This is a genomic window from Lewinella sp. LCG006, assembly GCF_040784935.1.
In the GTDB taxonomy this organism is placed as follows: domain Bacteria; phylum Bacteroidota; class Bacteroidia; order Chitinophagales; family Saprospiraceae; genus Lewinella.
In genome coordinates, this window is the sequence record NZ_CP160680.1 from 2,023,586 (window position 1) to 2,039,570 (window position 15,985).

Genomic DNA, 15,985 nt, shown 5'->3' on the forward strand with positions numbered 1-15,985 from the left:
TTAAAAATCGTCTAGTTCCTCAATGTTTTCTTTGGTGTGGGAAGGAGGCTGCATATCCTCCTGCACAAACTGGCACCATTCACAGTCTTCTTTACCACAACCGGTATAAAAATCCTGCCGCATAATCTTATCGTAAGTTGATTTGAGCAAGTCTTTGACTTCCTTCATTTCAGCCGTGGTAAAAGCAACCGTTTCTATCGTAAGGTCGCCTTCTTTATTGATATCGAGGTAAGAAATGGCTGCCGATTTTACTTGTCGCGTTTCGCCACTTCTGCTTTCCCAAAGGAGTTTATAAAAAGCCAATTGCCGCCAGTAGTTGCCACCTTCAGGTTTGGTTGCCGAAGGTGCTCGCAGCTTGTTGGCATTGTGGCTTCCTGTTTTGTAATCAACAATTTGCACCTGTCGGTCATCGAGCAAATCTACGCGATCAATGACGCCTTTGAGGGGAACCCCCTCCAACTCTACTTGCTGGATTTTCAGTTCTGTCCTACACTGCGTCGTCCAAGTATCATTAAATTGTTGGTGGTAGCGTTGTAGGTTGCGCTGCCCTTGGTCGAGGCGCTGTGTGTATTCTTCTGGTGTGAAATACGCCCGCACTTTTTCCATTTCTTCCTGAAAAAGCTCTTTTAAGACTTTCACTGTGGGGAAGGTCCGCTTTTCTTGCGCCAGCATCAGGTTGAAATACCGCTGCAAGGCATTGTGCATAGCGTGCCCGTACGAAGCAGCTGGCCGTTGAATTTGTGGTGCCTGCAAAACCACTTCGTAGAAGAAACGCAGGGGGCAGTCGAGCATCCTCAGCCAGGTGGAAGGACTCAACTCAAAACCATCCAATAGTTTGGCTACCGCCGAACGCTCTAATGCAGGCAAGACCGGGGTATCTACTTGTTGCAGCAGCGTAAGCTCGTAGGCTAAAAGCGCAGCCGTATCCAGCAAGATTTCCTTTTCTTCGATCCCCGTAGCAGCTACTATTTCGTCCACAAAACGACAAGCTTGCTGCGGTTTGTCCTTCGCATTTTTTTGTGCGTAAGAAATATACAAATGTTCTTTGGCTCGGGTGACAGCTACGTAGAACAAGCGCCGCCGGGTTTCATCACCAAACGTTTCCCCCGAAAGGGTAAGGGTATCCGGAAGCGGGAAGCGATTGCCACGGCGCCCGCCTTCTTCCCAGGCTGCCTTGGTCGCATCAAGCACAAAGACGGTATTAAACTCCAGGCCCTTAGAGCTGTGGGCCGTCACTAGATGAACGCCATCTTCGAGCTCGATGTCTTTGCGCATCGACAGCGAGAGTCGGTTGCCGTCCATCTGGTCCAGCATGGTCAGCAAATCACCTAAGCCCAGACGAGGCCTTCGGGCAATTTCTTCGCGGAGAAAGTCGAGGAAAGTTTTGGCCACCTGCACCTGCCACAGTCGGTCGGGAGCTTGCAAGGCCGCCGCCAGTAAGCCGCTGCCATTGAGCAAGTGCTCCACCAATTGGGGCAGGCCCGTATCTGCCACCATCGCGTGGATAGCCTCCCACCATTCCCCCAGTTTTTTCAAGCGGTCGTGACTGGCCAAACCCTGGGGCCATTGGTCACTTTGTTGCAACCATTCGCGCCAGCTGGGGCGTTCCTGGTAAGAGATATTGGCCAAGGCTGCCGCCATTTTTGCCAAATCCAGGGGTAGTATTTGAAAACAGCGATAGTGCAGCAGCTTAAACAAGCGATAGTCACCACTAAAGCTCGAGCGCTGTTCATCGTGCAGATAGGCCAGCATTTCCCGTAGCTGACGGATCATCCGACTGTCGAGGATATTGGTTTTCCGGCGGGTTTGGTAAGGAATTCCTTCCTTGTCCAGCATTTCTTGCAGCTGTTGCACCTGCTGGTGGCGGGCGTAGATGATGGCCATCTCGCGCCAGGGAATGCCTGCCTGCTGCTGGGCACGCAGTTGTTGCATAATAGCCACGGCTTCCTGAAAACTATTGGGGTACACCAGTACTTCTGGCACCACCGCTGAAGTTTGCCGCAAGGGCAAAGCTGCCCGCAAGTTTTTTGCGACCCCCAAATCGGCCAGGTGGCGGGTGATCCGTTGTTCATTGTGGGTGATCAGCCCGCCCGCAGCATCGAGCACCGCCTGGGTAGAGCGGTAGTTTTGCTGCAAAAGCACCACCTTGATCTGCTCCTGATATTGCTCATAATAATCCACCAGATTTTTGAGCCGTGCCCCCTGAAACTCAAAGATCGATTGGTCGTCGTCGCCCACGATAAACAGGTTGGGCTTGTCCCAAAAAGCGGCCAGCAGGTGGAGCAGTTCATTTTGCGCTCCATTGGTATCCTGGTATTCGTCTACCAGGAAATAGAGGTACTGTTCCTGGTAGCTGCGCAAAAGCAGTTCGTTTTCTTTAAACGCTGCCAATACCCAGAGAATCATATCGGCGTAGTCGTAGCGCTTCAGGCGGGCCAAACCTTGCTCGTAAGCCGGGTACAAGGCTACCGCTGCACGCAAGATTTCCATCCTCAGCACTTCGGTTTTGACCTTGCTTTCTTTCAGGTCACCAGCTTGGTACTGTCCGTATTTACGTTGGTAACGAAACTCCGGCCGCTCGGGCAAATCAGAGAGGTAAGCAGCGATGGATCGTTCCAGGTAGGCCGGCGTCCAGTCTTCTGTTTTCATCAACTGGAACAGATCGCGGAGGTGCTTTTCGTAAAAATGGGGGTGGATTTTTCCTCTCCGCAGCGGATTTTCCATGTCCAATTGCAGGAGCAGCTCACGGGTGAGTTCTATCTGTTCCAGCTCGGTGATGGGCTCTAAGCCTTGTCGACCAAAGTAGGATAGATTCTCCTGGATGACCGTATTGCAAAAGGAGTGGAACGTAAAGATGTGTACCCGGTGCGCTTCGGGGCCGATGAGCTCCAGCAGGCGCTCGCGCATGGCACGCACCCCTGCATCGGTAAAAGTGAGGCAGAGGATGCTCTGCGCGGAGGTGTCGGTAGAGAGTAGGATTTGTCCGATGCGGGCCGCCAGAATATGCGTCTTCCCCGTCCCTGGTCCGGCAATGACCAGCACGGGTCCCTCGATCTGTTCCACCGCTGCCCGTTGATCAGGGTTCAGGCGGGCCAGTTCTTTGGTGAATTCCGCATGGTAAAGCGCCGCATTCGTATCCATAAATATTGGGCCTGCTGTTAGATCAAGACTTCAGCGGCTAAGATAAGGAAGCAATCCGTTTGGGGTCAACTCTGTAGCGAAAAAAGGAGGGAGAGGCAAAAGGTATCGGGATTTGACTAATTCTTTTTTTCCTCTTAACTTAGGGCTTGTTCGTTTCAAATTTACAAAATGCGCGTACTCTCTACAATCGTTATCTCTGCCTGCTTCTCTGTGCAACTTAATGCCCAAACTATTTATGCCTTATCGAGTATGGATGAGATTTTCCGTATGGACGTAGGTACCTGTTCAACTGAGCTGGTTACCGCACTTCCCCCTCTTCGGTTTACGGATATTTCTTTTCACCCGAATGGTAATTTGTACGGCATTTCTTCAAATGGGAACCTATTTCAGATGGATACGGTAACCGGAAATGTATTTTTCTTGCACAGCCTTCCGATAGAAGATCCTGAACTGGCCATTTTTAATGCCCTAACCATTGGGTTTGATGGCACATTTTATGCATCTGGAACACATGGAGATTTATATACTTACGATTTAGCAACGGACACTAATGAGTTGCTTGGCAATTTTGAAGTCGGCATTTCTGGCGATCTTACTTTTTACGACGGAGAGCTTTACGTAGCCACGGTAACTCGCCAAATTCTTCTGGTAGATAAAGAAAATCCCGCCAATAGTAGTGTCGTAATGAACAATGCCCCTAATGGAGATACCTATTTATACGGTCTTTCTTCTGTAACTGAAGATTGTACAACCAGCGTTACTTACGCGCTATCGAACGAAAATTCCCGGCTTTACCGAGTAGATTGGGATTTAAACCTTTTATCTCCTTTGTGTTCTTTCAGTAGGGAATTCTTTGGTAGCGCAAGTACATCTGAGTTTCTTCAATCCATAAAACCCTTGCAATTTGTGTCCACGGAGGTCACGCAACCAAGTTGTGGCCTTGACAACGGAGCCATTTCAGTAACAGCTAGTGGAGGTATGGGAGATTTAGTTTACTCGATGAATGATGAGATTTTTCAAAATGGAATTTTTGCAGAAGACCTTCCGCCAGGGAATTATACCATTACCATCACCGATGAAGATAACTGCACCATCCAGCAAGAGATTCAACTTAATAATTCCTTCTTTTTGGAAATTATTGACCTCTCCGTAGAAAATACCTCTTGTGGAGAAAACAATGGGGAAATCATCCTAATTTCCTCGGGGGGCACAGGCAGTATTTCTTTTTCGGTCGATGGTATTAACTTTCAAACCAGTGGGGTCTTTGGCAACCTGGTGCCTGATGAATATACCGTTTATGCCGTAGATGAAAGTAATTGTATCGTAACGAGCGATGTCGAAATTTTAAGTTCAACTGGACCAATGATCGTTGATATCCGTACAATTGAAAGTGATTGTGGAGAAAACAATGGGGAAATCATCCTGAATGTAGAAACCAATTCCCCCATCGATCAGATTTTTGTTAACGACCAAAGTTATTTCTCTTTTGATGTCATCAATAACTTGTCTTGCGGAGAGTACCTGGTTAGCATCACTGATATCAACAATTGCTCTGTTGAGGAACAAGTGACGATCATACAATCAGAATGCCCCATCTACATTCCCAATGTGTTTTCACCTAATAATGACGGGGTCAATGATACCTTCCGCATTTACCCACACCCCATGTTTAAAGGCACTTTGTTGAGCTTGAAAATTTTCACCCGATGGGGTGGATTAATCCATGAATCTTATAACTCCAGCGCTGGATACTTAGCGTGGAACGGAACTTATCAAGGCAAGATGCTCGGAAGCGGTGTTTTTGTCTATGCGCTAGAGTATATTACCGAGAGCGGTGATGCAAATATTATTGCAGGGGACGTTACCCTCATCAGGTAACGTCCCTACTCCTCCACCTCCGCAATATAGTGGAAGAGGCGATCAGACCAGCCATTGATCTCCGCCGTCCAGTTTCCGGTTTTGATGCCGTGGGTATGGGTGGAGATATCGATGATGTAAGAGGTTTTGTAGGGAGAGGTATCCGCAATAACCTTCTTACCGTTCGCAGCATCAATATCCTGGCTATCGGAAATCACGACCAGCCGATCGGCTTGATCGGCCAGGCCTTCGGCTTTCAGCCACTCGCACAACTGGTGCGTGAAGATACCTCCACCGCCCACCTGGGCATTGATAGCACGCTGGTCGTTGAAGATGCCAAAGCCTTTGCTGTTGTTCCACAGCACGTGGGCACCCTTACAGCCGTAGTCGCTACCCGCCGTGAAGACCAGCAGCACATCCTCAAACATATAGCCGGCCAGGGCGGCGAGCGCAAAGGCAAGGTCCATACGGGAAAACTTGCTACCCTGGCTCGTCAAGGCACCCATACTTCCGGATACGTCTACCGCGAGGATGGTCGTACCTGGAATTTTACGGGTTGCAAAGCTTCGCGCCATCAAGTCTTCCAACTGTGCAGAAAACTGAGGAGCGTGCCGCTGGGCGGCCAAAAAATTCAAGGGTGTCAACCACTTGGAGTTGGCCTTTGCCAAAGCGCTGGTCATCAATTGGCGGCTCACGCCAGCTTCGGTCATGCCGCGCAGGTTGCGCAACAGGGCCAATGCACCCAGCTTGTTTTCCTCCAACAAGCGCGTGAAGGTTGTGGCCTTGTCTTCTCCGGCAGAGAGGTTGCTCTCCCAGGTATCGGCAGCGGTCAGTTGGTTGTTGACCAAGTCTTGCAGTGCCTTCGCATTGGTCTGCGTAGGTACCGGGTGCACGAGGTTGACCACGTCTACCAGGCTAAGGTCGTGCGCGGCACGCTTGTACTTGGCGATCTGGTAAGCATCGTACTGATCGAAAGCCTGCGCCAGACCTTTCTTGATACTCTTAGGAATCGGCTTGAGTGTTTTGCGCTCCAACACCAGTGGCAACATTGCCAAAGCATCCATGGTCATATCAGGACGGGTGCAAATTTTAGCCAACAAATCGGCCACACCAGCACTGCCATGATGCTTGAAAAGTTGCAAAGCCAGATAAATCGGCGTGTGCCGTAGGCGTTGTTCAAAGCGCGTTTCCAACGCAAGTTGAACAATCACCTCAGGAGTTACTTGTGGAATCAGTTCCTCCATGCGTGCCATAATGGTATCCGCAGACTGGTAGTAGGTGCTTTCCCAAAGCAGGTTGGCCATGGTCACCCGGCGCAAGGCTTGTTCCTGGGTATACTTTCCAGCTGCCGGAGTTGTTTTTCCGGCAATGGTGCCGGTAGAGAAAAGAGAGCGCGTTTTACGTTTATTAAATTTCATGTCACTTCATTGATGAGGACTCAAGGTGCTCTAATGAGAAAATTAGTTGATTTTAGGTGTTGCAAGCCTTGAATTAATGTTCCCTTTGTAGCATAAATTCACCTTTTGCAAAAAGTACTGAGGAGAAAAAATGGAAGCGGTTTTTTTCCGACGTTTTATCTTAAACTACGGGGCCAACGGAAGTATTCTTTCGAATAAATCCGGGCGAACCCCGGTGGGAGTCGATACCCACAGCATCGGCGTGGAAACGAAGTATCCGCAGACCTCACTGCCTCAGTTAATATTATCCGAGAGAAAATTTGCAGCCGTATAGTATTGATGGTAAATCGAAGTAACGGTTTTGCATCACTGCCCGGATAGGTCTATGTCAATTGTATTCATTTGTTCCTTTGAACACCACAAAGAAGCACCCCTTACTACGCAGTCTTTTTGCGTAGTAATAAATTTGAAAATAAAAAAGTTCCAGAAGGACTGTTAATCACTGATAAACAAGAAGTTGCGTTGATTATTTTTTTCTGAAAAAAACTTCCCGATTGGGTTAATCCCGAAAACGGGACGAAAATTTTCTAATCCGCTATAGTCAAATCCCGTTTGATCGGGGGGATGAGTTAAGGTGATGTTTGAAGTATTCAAGCCACTTGTAGTAAGACCACTAAACTTAATCCTCAAGCTAATGACTAAATTATTTTCACGTTTTTTCTACAAATGTTGAACAAATAACTTTTCTTTGCATTAAGTAATTCTACAAATGTTGAAGAAATGAAAGAATTAGGAAACCTGGAAGAGACCATCTTGCTGTTGGTCATGGCCATGAACGAAGAAGCTTATGGCTTCTCCGTGAGCGAAGCCTACCAGGAACACATGGGAAAAAGCATCTCCATCAGTGCGGTACATGCGGTGCTCGCCCGCCTGGAAACCAAAGGGCTCATTCGCAGTGAACTCGGCGGAGCTACCAACGAACGAGGTGGCCGACGCAAGCGTATTTTTACGGCTACCGCGCTGGGAGAAGAAGTACTGGCAGAAATCAAAGCTTCTCGCCAGAAATTGTGGTCTCAAATTCCGGGCTTATCATGAGTAACGTTTATGCTCCTCCCCCTGCCTGGGCGCGACGGTTTCTGACCTGGTTCTGCGATGAGCATTTGCTGGAGGAAATTGCCGGCGACCTCGAGGAAGCCTACTACCACCGCTGCACCAAATTGGGCGAAAGCCGGGCCAGACAGCTCTATGTAGCCGATGTTTTCACCTTTTTCAAACCCTACGCCTTTGAGAAATACTCGCGGGCCAAACAATTCTTACCCATGTTGGACAATTACTTCAAAATTGCTTTGCGGAACATTTTTCACCGCAAGGGTTTTACCGCCATCAACGCCGTAGGCCTGATCGTGGGCATGAGTGCGATCATTCTTATTGGTCGTTATCTCCACCATGAGTACACTTATGATGAGGCCGCCGCCCAAGCTGATCTCACTTATCGCCTGGTCAACAAATACCGCGACCAAATCTATACCTGCATGAGCTTTCCCCGTTTCAATGAATCCGAGGGAGAGGAGCAATTGGCTTTACTAAATCACCTTAAGACATACGATCAGGTGGCGCAAGCTTGTCATTTTGTACCAACGAATTCGGATATCGGCGGTGGCGGGCAATACTTTGTTCGTTTCGACGAAGAACAGCTGGTTACCAACAATATTTTGTTTACCAATACAGGAGCTGCTTTCCAGGAGCTATTTCCGCAAACCTTTCTATTGGGTACACCCGGTGCGGCTTATAGCAATTTTTCTACCGCAGTACTTACGGAAAGTCTGGCTCGACGATGGTTTGGCGAGGATTGGGCGGTACGCAGATTATTGGGCAAAAACCTGCAAATAGGGGAAGATAATTTCGTGCTGGCGGGTGTCATTGCCGACGTACCAGACAATAGCCATTACACTTTTGAAATGCTCCTGCACCAGCAACGTATCCCCAGTTGGGCGGCCTACACTTACGTGCAATTAAAACAACCAGGCCAGCTGGCTGCGGTAATGACCCAACTGAACCAGGACGTGGACCTCGTTTACCCTGGCTACAGCGAAGACGAACTGTCAAAAGGAGTGGAGGCTGTCGCCCTCAAAGACATCCACTTTACGGAGGATATGCTTTACGAGATCAAGCCCGTTGCCAATGCCAATTACCTTTCGGCTTTTGGCTGGGTGGGGTTGATTGTTCTGTTGATTATCTGGACCAACTACACCAACCTCTCGGTAGCCATGTACGCCGACCGCCAGCGGGAAATCGGGATGCGCAAAGTGCTGGGGGCCCAGGCCAATGATATTTCTCTTCAGTTGTTGTTGGAAGCGGTGTGCCTGGCCTTTATATGCTTACCCCTGATCCTGATGGTAGTCACCTTTGTCGTGCCGTATTTTGATGCATTGATGGGCGTTCAGATAGGCATCCAGTCCTTGTTTTCTATTACGTCGCTGCTCACTATTGCGGGTTTGTTGCTACTCACCGGGCTCATCAGTGGCAGCTATCCAGCACTGGTTTATGGCCGCCGTTCGACCATGAAGCTTTTTGGTAAAGACTGGCAAAAGGTGTTTGGTAACCGACACTTCAATTTCCGCAACGCATTGATTACACTTCAATTCTTTCTCGTGATCGGCTTGTTGAGTATGACCTTTTTTATCTTTCAACAAATGAAGTTTGTGGAAACCACGGACCTGGGCTTTGAAAGCGAAGGGATCATCTACTTCAATATCGATGGACAGGAAAAACTTCAGCAACTGCAAACGGTCTTGGAAGCCATGCCGGAAATTGTCTCTACGGGGGCTGGTGGCGTGCCTGGCTCAGAGATGTTTAACCAAAGCACCTACAAACTCAAAGATACGGAGGTGGTGCTTGCGGATGGTACGGAACAGTATATCAGCTGGGGCAGTTTAAAAACCTTGGGTATCGACTGTGCCAGTTGTGCGGCCTTGGAAACGGGTAAAGACCGCGTTTTCGTCATCAACCAAACCGCAGCCGAAAAATTGGCTACCATCAGAAATACGACCCCGGAGCAACTTCTGGGAGATATTCTGATTACGGAGCCGGAGTGGGAGAATGAGCAATATGGCTTTGGTATCCCTCGCACTATCGACGGCATCATTGAAGACTACAATTTCTTCAGCCTGAAGTACCCTCATCAGTCGCTACTATTGAGTGTCTATCGGGAAGCTCCCTACGCTTACGAGATGCTCGTCAAGGCCAACACCAAAGATTGGCCCACAACCTTGCAAAAAATAGAAAAGGCGTATACCGCTATCGAAACGGAACGCCCCTTTGAAGTCAACTTCTTAGAAGACCGACTGGCCAAACTTTACGAAACAGAAACGCGCTCGGGAAAGCTGTTGGCAATATTGGGGATGGTAGCCATTGTTCTGGCCCTCATGGGTTTGTCGGGCGTGGTAGCCTATCTGGCTTACCGTCGGCAAAAAGAGATCGGAATTCGGAAGGTACTGGGCGCTTCGGTCAGAAGCATATTGTTCCGATTTCACAAAGAATTCAGTGCCTTACTATTGGTCGCGACTATCTTGGCCTTGCCTATCTCGCTGTACCTGGCCACCCTCTGGCTGGATAGCTTTGCCTTTCGGATTCAGCCGCATCCCCTGGTAATTTTTGCGGCGGGCTTAATCACGCTGGTATTGGTGCTGATTGTGATCAGTATCCAAACGAGGAGGGCGGCTACGCGTCCGCCGATGGAGGTGTTGAGGGCCTAGGGTAGTGTGCATTAAAACTTATAACACTCCACCTCCTTACCACCACCCCGGCGACCACCGCGCTTTTTGTTACCTTTATTACCACTACGATTGAGACCCAGCGGGAACAACTTGACGCCTACATAAAAATCACCACCACTGAGCTGCTTGGATTTTGTGAAAGCGCCTAGCTGATCGGTACCGATAAACAGCGGGCCCAAACGAGCAGCGAGGCCCAGGCGCAGGTCGTTCATGGCGTACAGCGAAACGGGCATACCAACACTCCACCAATACCGATCTATACGGGGCGTGAGGGCGATAGTGGTATTGCGGGTGAGGCTGGCACCAGCGGGAGCAATTCCGGTCAACACATTGGCTTCCACTTTGGCCCATTCCGTAAAGGCATAAGTAGCTTGTAAGCTCAGGGTGGTAGGCAAGCGCAGGGTGAATTCGTCGCCCACACGGGAGATGCTGTTGTCATCAAAAACATCTTCGCTGAGCTGGGCAGCAGCTTGTGCCAGGCCTTGCTCGGTATCAAGGTTGTTGTAGCTGTCGGTCAAAGTGGTGGCCAATTGGCTGCTGTTGAAGCGGTGGCGCTCACTCTCTTTAAAAAGCAAGTTGCCGATATCTAAAACAGCAACACCAAATTCCCAGCGGTAGAAATCGTCGCCCAGATCAATCCGATAGAGTAGGCCCAGATCGGCCGCCCAGCCGCGGCCGGGGCTATCGGTAAAATCGTCGTTGGCAGCATTGCTGGTGAAGCCTGCTTCCAAGCTAAAATCAGTACCTTCCAAACCAATGGTATTGGGCAGTTTGCTGAGGCTAAAATCCTCTTCGCTGACCAAGTAGGCCGCACGTTGCCCCCACAAGCGACGGATGGAAAGCCCAAGCAATAATTCTCCGTTATTGGTAAAAATGCCCTGACTGATATTGAGGCCTGCCTCCGTCCAGGAAGCTGCCGCGCCCCGGAATTTATCCAGCGTGAAAGTTTGCTGGCTGGGGATATCATTCCACTGGTAATAGCCCAAATCTTCGTCAAGACCTTTAGCGCTGAAGAGCGTCTGCCAGCGGGTGAAGATCCCAATGCGTGTTTGTGGTGCTACTTTGACCGAAAAGCTCGGGCCGAGAACACTATTGAGCTGCTGACCATAATAGCTATTGTTTTCGAAATAATCGTAGACCAGAACATCATCGTCCGGGTTGAGGTCGGCGGGTAAGTCCCTGGCAAAAAACACTTGCAGGTCTTTGTCTCGATTACGCAACAGGCGGGTAATACTCGTTTCCTGGAAATACGCGTAATTATTGGCAAGAAAAGTACTCACTTCGCCCAGGTTGATATCCCAGTTGTAAGGAGTACGCCCAGGAGAAGCTGGATTGACCAAAGCACTGTTGATACCGGCGTAGGTATCTGTTCGCCACCCTAGTTGGAATTGTGCCTGGAGTAATAACGGAAATAGCAGGAACCCTGCGATCAGTAAACGCATGTTGAAGTTGGTTGTATTGTACCTGCGTTAAAGCGAAGAGCGTATTGATCCTACTTCGCGACAGGTGTAGTTGCTAATCTTGTTGTATTTGGTAAAAAGTAGATGGTACTTGGTATAGCATCCTTTTTAGGAATCCACGAATCCCTATACCCTCTACTAAGTACTTGGTAACTTGAGGCTTACCCAGTCATTTTTTCCTTTTAGGAATACAAAAGGTAAGCTTCACGTCAAATAGGGCCAAAAAACGATGATTCCTATCACTACTGCACCAATAGCACAAAGGAGTACCGCGGCGGCGGCAGTATCTTTGGCTTTCCCGGCAAGGGGATGATAGTCGGGAGAAACCAGGTCGGTCAGGAATTCAATCGCTGTATTCAACGCTTCGGCGGCAATGACTAGTGTAATGCAGCCTGTTAAAATAGCCCATTCCCAGCGTTTGATGCCGAAATAAAGCCCTGCGGTGATGACCAATATTGCCGCCAGCAGGTGCAACCAGGCATGCGCTTGCGTACGAAAAAGGGTCGCTACACCTTTGAATGCGTAACCAAAACTGCGCCACCGTTGCTGTAAATAGGTCCACATAGCATTGAAAATTTCCCGATAAACTCTAAATTTACTGGACTTTCCGTATTCACCGAAAGTTGTAGAGAGAATTGGGGTAGAAAGTAGAGGGATTTAATGAACACCCAGTTCAGCCTACAAGATCAATAATAAATGGAAATAATTACCGGAATCGGTATCGCAATAGGAGGGATTCTCTTGGTGGTTTTGCTGCGTTCTCTGACGACCTTCTTCCACGAAATGGGGCATGCGGTGCCCGCGTTGCTGTTTACTGATGAAAAGGTAGAAGTGTTTGTCGGGTCCTACGGCGACCTGAGCAACGCCTTGCGATTGAACCTTGGGAGACTGGTACTTTACCTGAAATGGAACCCTTTTGATTGGAAGTTGGGCATGTGTCGTCATTCCGGCGGTATGGCCGTTTGGCAACAGTTGATTACGATTTTGGGAGGACCTTTGGCGAGTACGCTCATCGCAGCTGGGGCAATATTTGTACTCAGCCAGAAAGGCGTAAGTGATGCCTGGCTTGGCCTCGCCGCCATCTTTACCGGAGCTGCATTGATTGATCTCATGGTCAACCTGGCTGTCAGCGATGGAGGCATACAGATGTACGATGGAGGGACCACCTATTCCGACGGGGCCCAGTTGAGGCAATTGTTTCGGATAATGAGGCTTCCCGAGGTTTATTTTGAAGCGCAAGATGACTTTGCACAAGGCAATTACCCCGCAACCTTGACCAAGTGCCAGCACCTGTTGGAGGAAGGCAAGCACCAGGCTCCTATCTATGAACTATGTTGGGAAGCATTGGAAAAGCAGGGGGATTATGAAAATATCATTGCCTTCTACCATGATTATAAAACCAGGCACAGCCTGAAATTCCAGGATTACTTTAGATTGGCCAAAGCTTCTCAACAGCTAGGGCAGCTCGAGCAGGCGCTTAAATACTACGACCATTGCAGCTATCTGGACTACACCAACGCAACACCCCGCTACGAAAAAGGGCGAATACTAATGGAGCAAGGCTACTATGGCCCCGCATTGGAGGAATTGCAGTTGAGCAACAACCTGCAAAATGACCATCAAGATACACTTGCGCTGATGGCCGGGTGTTATTTACATTTCAACCAACTTACCGCCTGTGAAGAAGTCTTGGTGAATGCCCGAACCTTGGATCCTGCCTTGCAAAATGCTGCCGTCAACTACTATTGGGGCCTCTTTCAGGAAAAGAAAGGGAATGATAAGGAAGCGCTCGCCGCGCTGCAACGCGCCAGTACATTGGGCTTTCAGCACCACGGTTTACCAATGAAAATGGATGATCTGGAACGGGCAATTAGCAATAGGCTTTAGCTCCCCTTAAACCTGGACACTTTTCCCTCGTCAAAGCACCGTTGTTTATAAAAACTCATCCTACCATGCGCCATTTATACCTCGTATTAATCTGCTTAACAGCTAACGTTCTTACTGCTCAGGAACTCTACTTCCCTCCCGCTTTCGGGAATTGGCAAACCCAGGACCCCGCTGAACTCAACTGGTGCGAAACCGAACTGCAAGATCTCCACGATTTCCTCGACGAGCGCGACAGTAAAGCGTTTATCGTCTTGAAAGATGGCCGAATGGTGATTGAGTGGTACTATGACACCTTCACCAAAGACAGCATCTGGTACTGGGCTTCCGCCGGAAAAAGCCTCACTTCTACCCTGGTCGGAATAGCACAAGAAGAAGGACTGGTGGATATCGAAAATCCTACCAGCGACTACCTCGGTACCGGTTGGTCTAGCCTCACGCCGGAGCAGGAAGCACAAATAACCGTACGTCATCAACTGACCATGACTACTGGCCTTAGTGATCAAACGGGTGATGTGGATTGTACAGACCCCGAGTGCCTCGTTTATCTCGCCGAGCCGGGTACGCGGTGGGCTTACCATAATGCCCCCTATACGCTTCTGGAATCCGTGATAAGTAATGCCGCAGGCCAGGGAATAAATCAATTCTTTGCTTCTCGGGTCGGAAATACCATCGGTGCCATTGCTGCGTATTTGCCACTGGGCTACAATCGCGTTGTATTCAGCAGGCCACGAGATATGGCGCGCTTCGGTTTGTTGATCCTGGCCAACGGGCAGTGGAATGGAACCACCGTCTTTGGCGACCAAGCGTATTTAGAGGCGATGCGTACACCTTCGCAGGAACTCAACCCTTCTTATGGTTATTTATGGTGGCTCAACGGCCAGGAAAGTTACATGTATCCCACCTTGCAGTTCAACTTTCCAGGGCCACTGATTCCTACCGCTCCGGCCGATGCTTATGCTGCTTTGGGAAAAAATGATCAGAAACTCTACATTGTCCCTTCACAAGGGCTGGTGATTATCAGAATGGGCAATGATGCCAGTGACGGGCCCCTGGCCATCTCTGATTTTGATGTCACCCTATGGGAAAAAATCAGCAACCTGAGTTGTACTACGAGTACGGAAGAGGTTGTTTCTGGTAACCAACTAACAATAGCCCCTAATCCAGTAAACGATTACTTGCAGCTGAATACCCAAGCACAAATTTCCCAATTACAAATTTCCAATTTACAAGGACAATCGTGGAGTTTGCCGCTAAGTTCCACTATCGATTTGGGGCAATTCCCTTCCGGATTGTATTTATTGCAAGTGAAATTCGAAAATGGCGAACGTTTGGTGAAAAAGCTCGTTGTTAAGTAAATGAGTAATACTTATCAAGGAGTAATTATATTCTACCTGCCCGACAAAGGCTACGGTTATTTGCGGGTTCCAGGCACCAGGGAGGAGTTTTATTTCCGTAAGGAAAACCTGTTACAACCGGTTCAAGCCGGAGATATGGTGCGTTTTCTCTTAAAACAACAACGGCTCGGCTATTTTGCGGACCAAATTAAGTTGCTGAATCTGGTTTGAATGTTACTTTTGTACTTCAAGCCTCCCTAAGATGAACAAATGTATCCTCCTGCTGATCCTCGGATTGGCCTTTACGAGTTGTGTGAGTAAAAAGAAATTCCAGGCCAGCGAGCAGCAGTTTCAACAAACGACCGATTCACTGCAAAGGGTAAGCAACGCTCATATCACCCGCCTTAAGGACAGCCTCTCCTTTGAGCGGGGAGCCAATTATGCCTTGAGTGTTACGCAAGATAAATTGCAAGACCGCCTGGACATCCTGCAACTGGAAATAGACAACTTGAGCAGCAATGCCTCTTCCACCCAACAAGAATTGAACGACCGCCTGCGCCAGAAAGACCAGCTGATTGCTGAGCGCCAAGCCAAAATTGATGCCGTCAACCGTATTCTACGCACCCGACAGGAGCGCCTCACTGCGTTGAGCGAAGCGATACCACTCATCTTTACGGAACTAGCCATAGAAAGTGGTTGGGAACTCCTGCCTCGGAGTGGTCAGTTGGCCTTAGCGATCAACGAAGACAACCTCTTCCGAAGAGGCAGCACCAGCTCCCTCACTGCTACCGGAGAGGAAATCCTCAATCGGGTGGCTGCAATCGTTGTTAACTATCCAGAAATGCAAATCCAGGTCGTAGGGCATACCGACAATGTGCCCGTCCCTCGCGAAAGTCTCGACAACTGGCAGTACAGTGCCCTGCGGGCGGTGACGGTATTGAAGGGCCTCACCGCTAGTGGTGCCATTGGCCCCAACCGGGTAATCGCTGCCAGCAAAAGTGAGTACGCTCCTCTGGAAAGCAACGAAACCCAGGAGGGGCGTCAGCGCAATCGACGTGTAGAACTTCTCATCGCCCCCAGGGAATCGGATTTGGAACGCGATGTACGGAAAATCGTAGAATAGTTGTTATTTG

General features: G+C 49.2%; 11 protein-coding genes. 7 read left to right on the plus strand and 4 right to left on the minus strand.

Annotated features, from left to right (window positions below):
- Positions 1-3,141, minus strand: coding sequence for an ATP-dependent helicase (locus tag AB0L18_RS06810; protein ID WP_367391836.1), 3,141 nt, complete (start codon positions 3,139-3,141; stop codon positions 1-3).
- Between the two features lie 168 nt (positions 3,142-3,309).
- On the opposite strand from AB0L18_RS06810, the gene AB0L18_RS06815 reads away from it, so the two are divergent.
- Positions 3,310-5,019: a gliding motility-associated C-terminal domain-containing protein gene (locus AB0L18_RS06815; protein WP_367391837.1), complete on the plus strand. Its 1,710-nt coding sequence runs from the start codon at positions 3,310-3,312 to the stop codon at positions 5,017-5,019.
- A gap of 5 nt (positions 5,020-5,024) precedes the next feature.
- On the opposite strand, the gene AB0L18_RS06820 is transcribed toward AB0L18_RS06815, so the two are convergent.
- Positions 5,025-6,416, minus strand: coding sequence for a TROVE domain-containing protein (locus tag AB0L18_RS06820; protein ID WP_367391838.1), 1,392 nt, complete (start codon positions 6,414-6,416; stop codon positions 5,025-5,027).
- A gap of 759 nt (positions 6,417-7,175) precedes the next feature.
- Here AB0L18_RS06820 and AB0L18_RS06825 point away from each other — a divergent pair.
- Positions 7,176-7,490, plus strand: coding sequence for a PadR family transcriptional regulator (locus AB0L18_RS06825; RefSeq protein ID WP_367391839.1), 315 nt, complete (start codon positions 7,176-7,178; stop codon positions 7,488-7,490).
- Positions 7,487-10,150, plus strand: coding sequence for an FtsX-like permease family protein (locus AB0L18_RS06830; RefSeq protein WP_367391840.1), 2,664 nt, complete (start codon positions 7,487-7,489; stop codon positions 10,148-10,150). The genes AB0L18_RS06825 and AB0L18_RS06830 overlap by 4 nt, the downstream gene beginning before the upstream one ends.
- 11 nt (positions 10,151-10,161) lie before the next feature.
- Here the strand turns inward: AB0L18_RS06830 and AB0L18_RS06835 are convergent, their stop codons facing one another.
- Positions 10,162-11,613: a DUF5723 family protein gene (locus AB0L18_RS06835; RefSeq protein WP_367391841.1), complete on the minus strand. Its 1,452-nt coding sequence runs from the start codon at positions 11,611-11,613 to the stop codon at positions 10,162-10,164.
- A gap of 222 nt (positions 11,614-11,835) precedes the next feature.
- Positions 11,836-12,195: a diacylglycerol kinase family protein gene (locus AB0L18_RS06840; protein WP_367391842.1), complete on the minus strand. Its 360-nt coding sequence runs from the start codon at positions 12,193-12,195 to the stop codon at positions 11,836-11,838.
- A gap of 132 nt (positions 12,196-12,327) precedes the next feature.
- On the opposite strand from AB0L18_RS06840, the gene AB0L18_RS06845 reads away from it, so the two are divergent.
- The 4 genes from AB0L18_RS06845 to AB0L18_RS06860 all read left to right on the plus strand — a co-directional run bounded on the left by AB0L18_RS06845 (position 12,328) and on the right by AB0L18_RS06860 (position 15,975).
- The gene (locus tag AB0L18_RS06845) at positions 12,328-13,518 is read left to right on the plus strand and encodes a M50 family metallopeptidase (RefSeq protein ID WP_367391843.1); all 1,191 of its coding nucleotides are present in this window, start codon (positions 12,328-12,330) and stop codon (positions 13,516-13,518) included.
- A 65-nt stretch (positions 13,519-13,583) separates the two neighbouring features.
- Entirely contained in the window at positions 13,584-14,873 is a 1,290-nt protein-coding gene (locus AB0L18_RS06850; RefSeq protein ID WP_367391844.1) for a serine hydrolase, read from the plus strand.
- Positions 14,874-15,083 (plus strand): hypothetical protein, encoded by a 210-nt coding sequence (locus AB0L18_RS06855; protein ID WP_367391845.1) that lies wholly within the window; start codon positions 14,874-14,876, stop codon positions 15,081-15,083.
- 31 nt (positions 15,084-15,114) lie between these two features.
- Complete coding sequence (locus AB0L18_RS06860; RefSeq protein ID WP_367391846.1) at positions 15,115-15,975, plus strand: flagellar motor protein MotB; 861 nt, start codon at positions 15,115-15,117, stop codon at positions 15,973-15,975.
- Positions 15,976-15,985 lie beyond the last annotated feature (10 nt).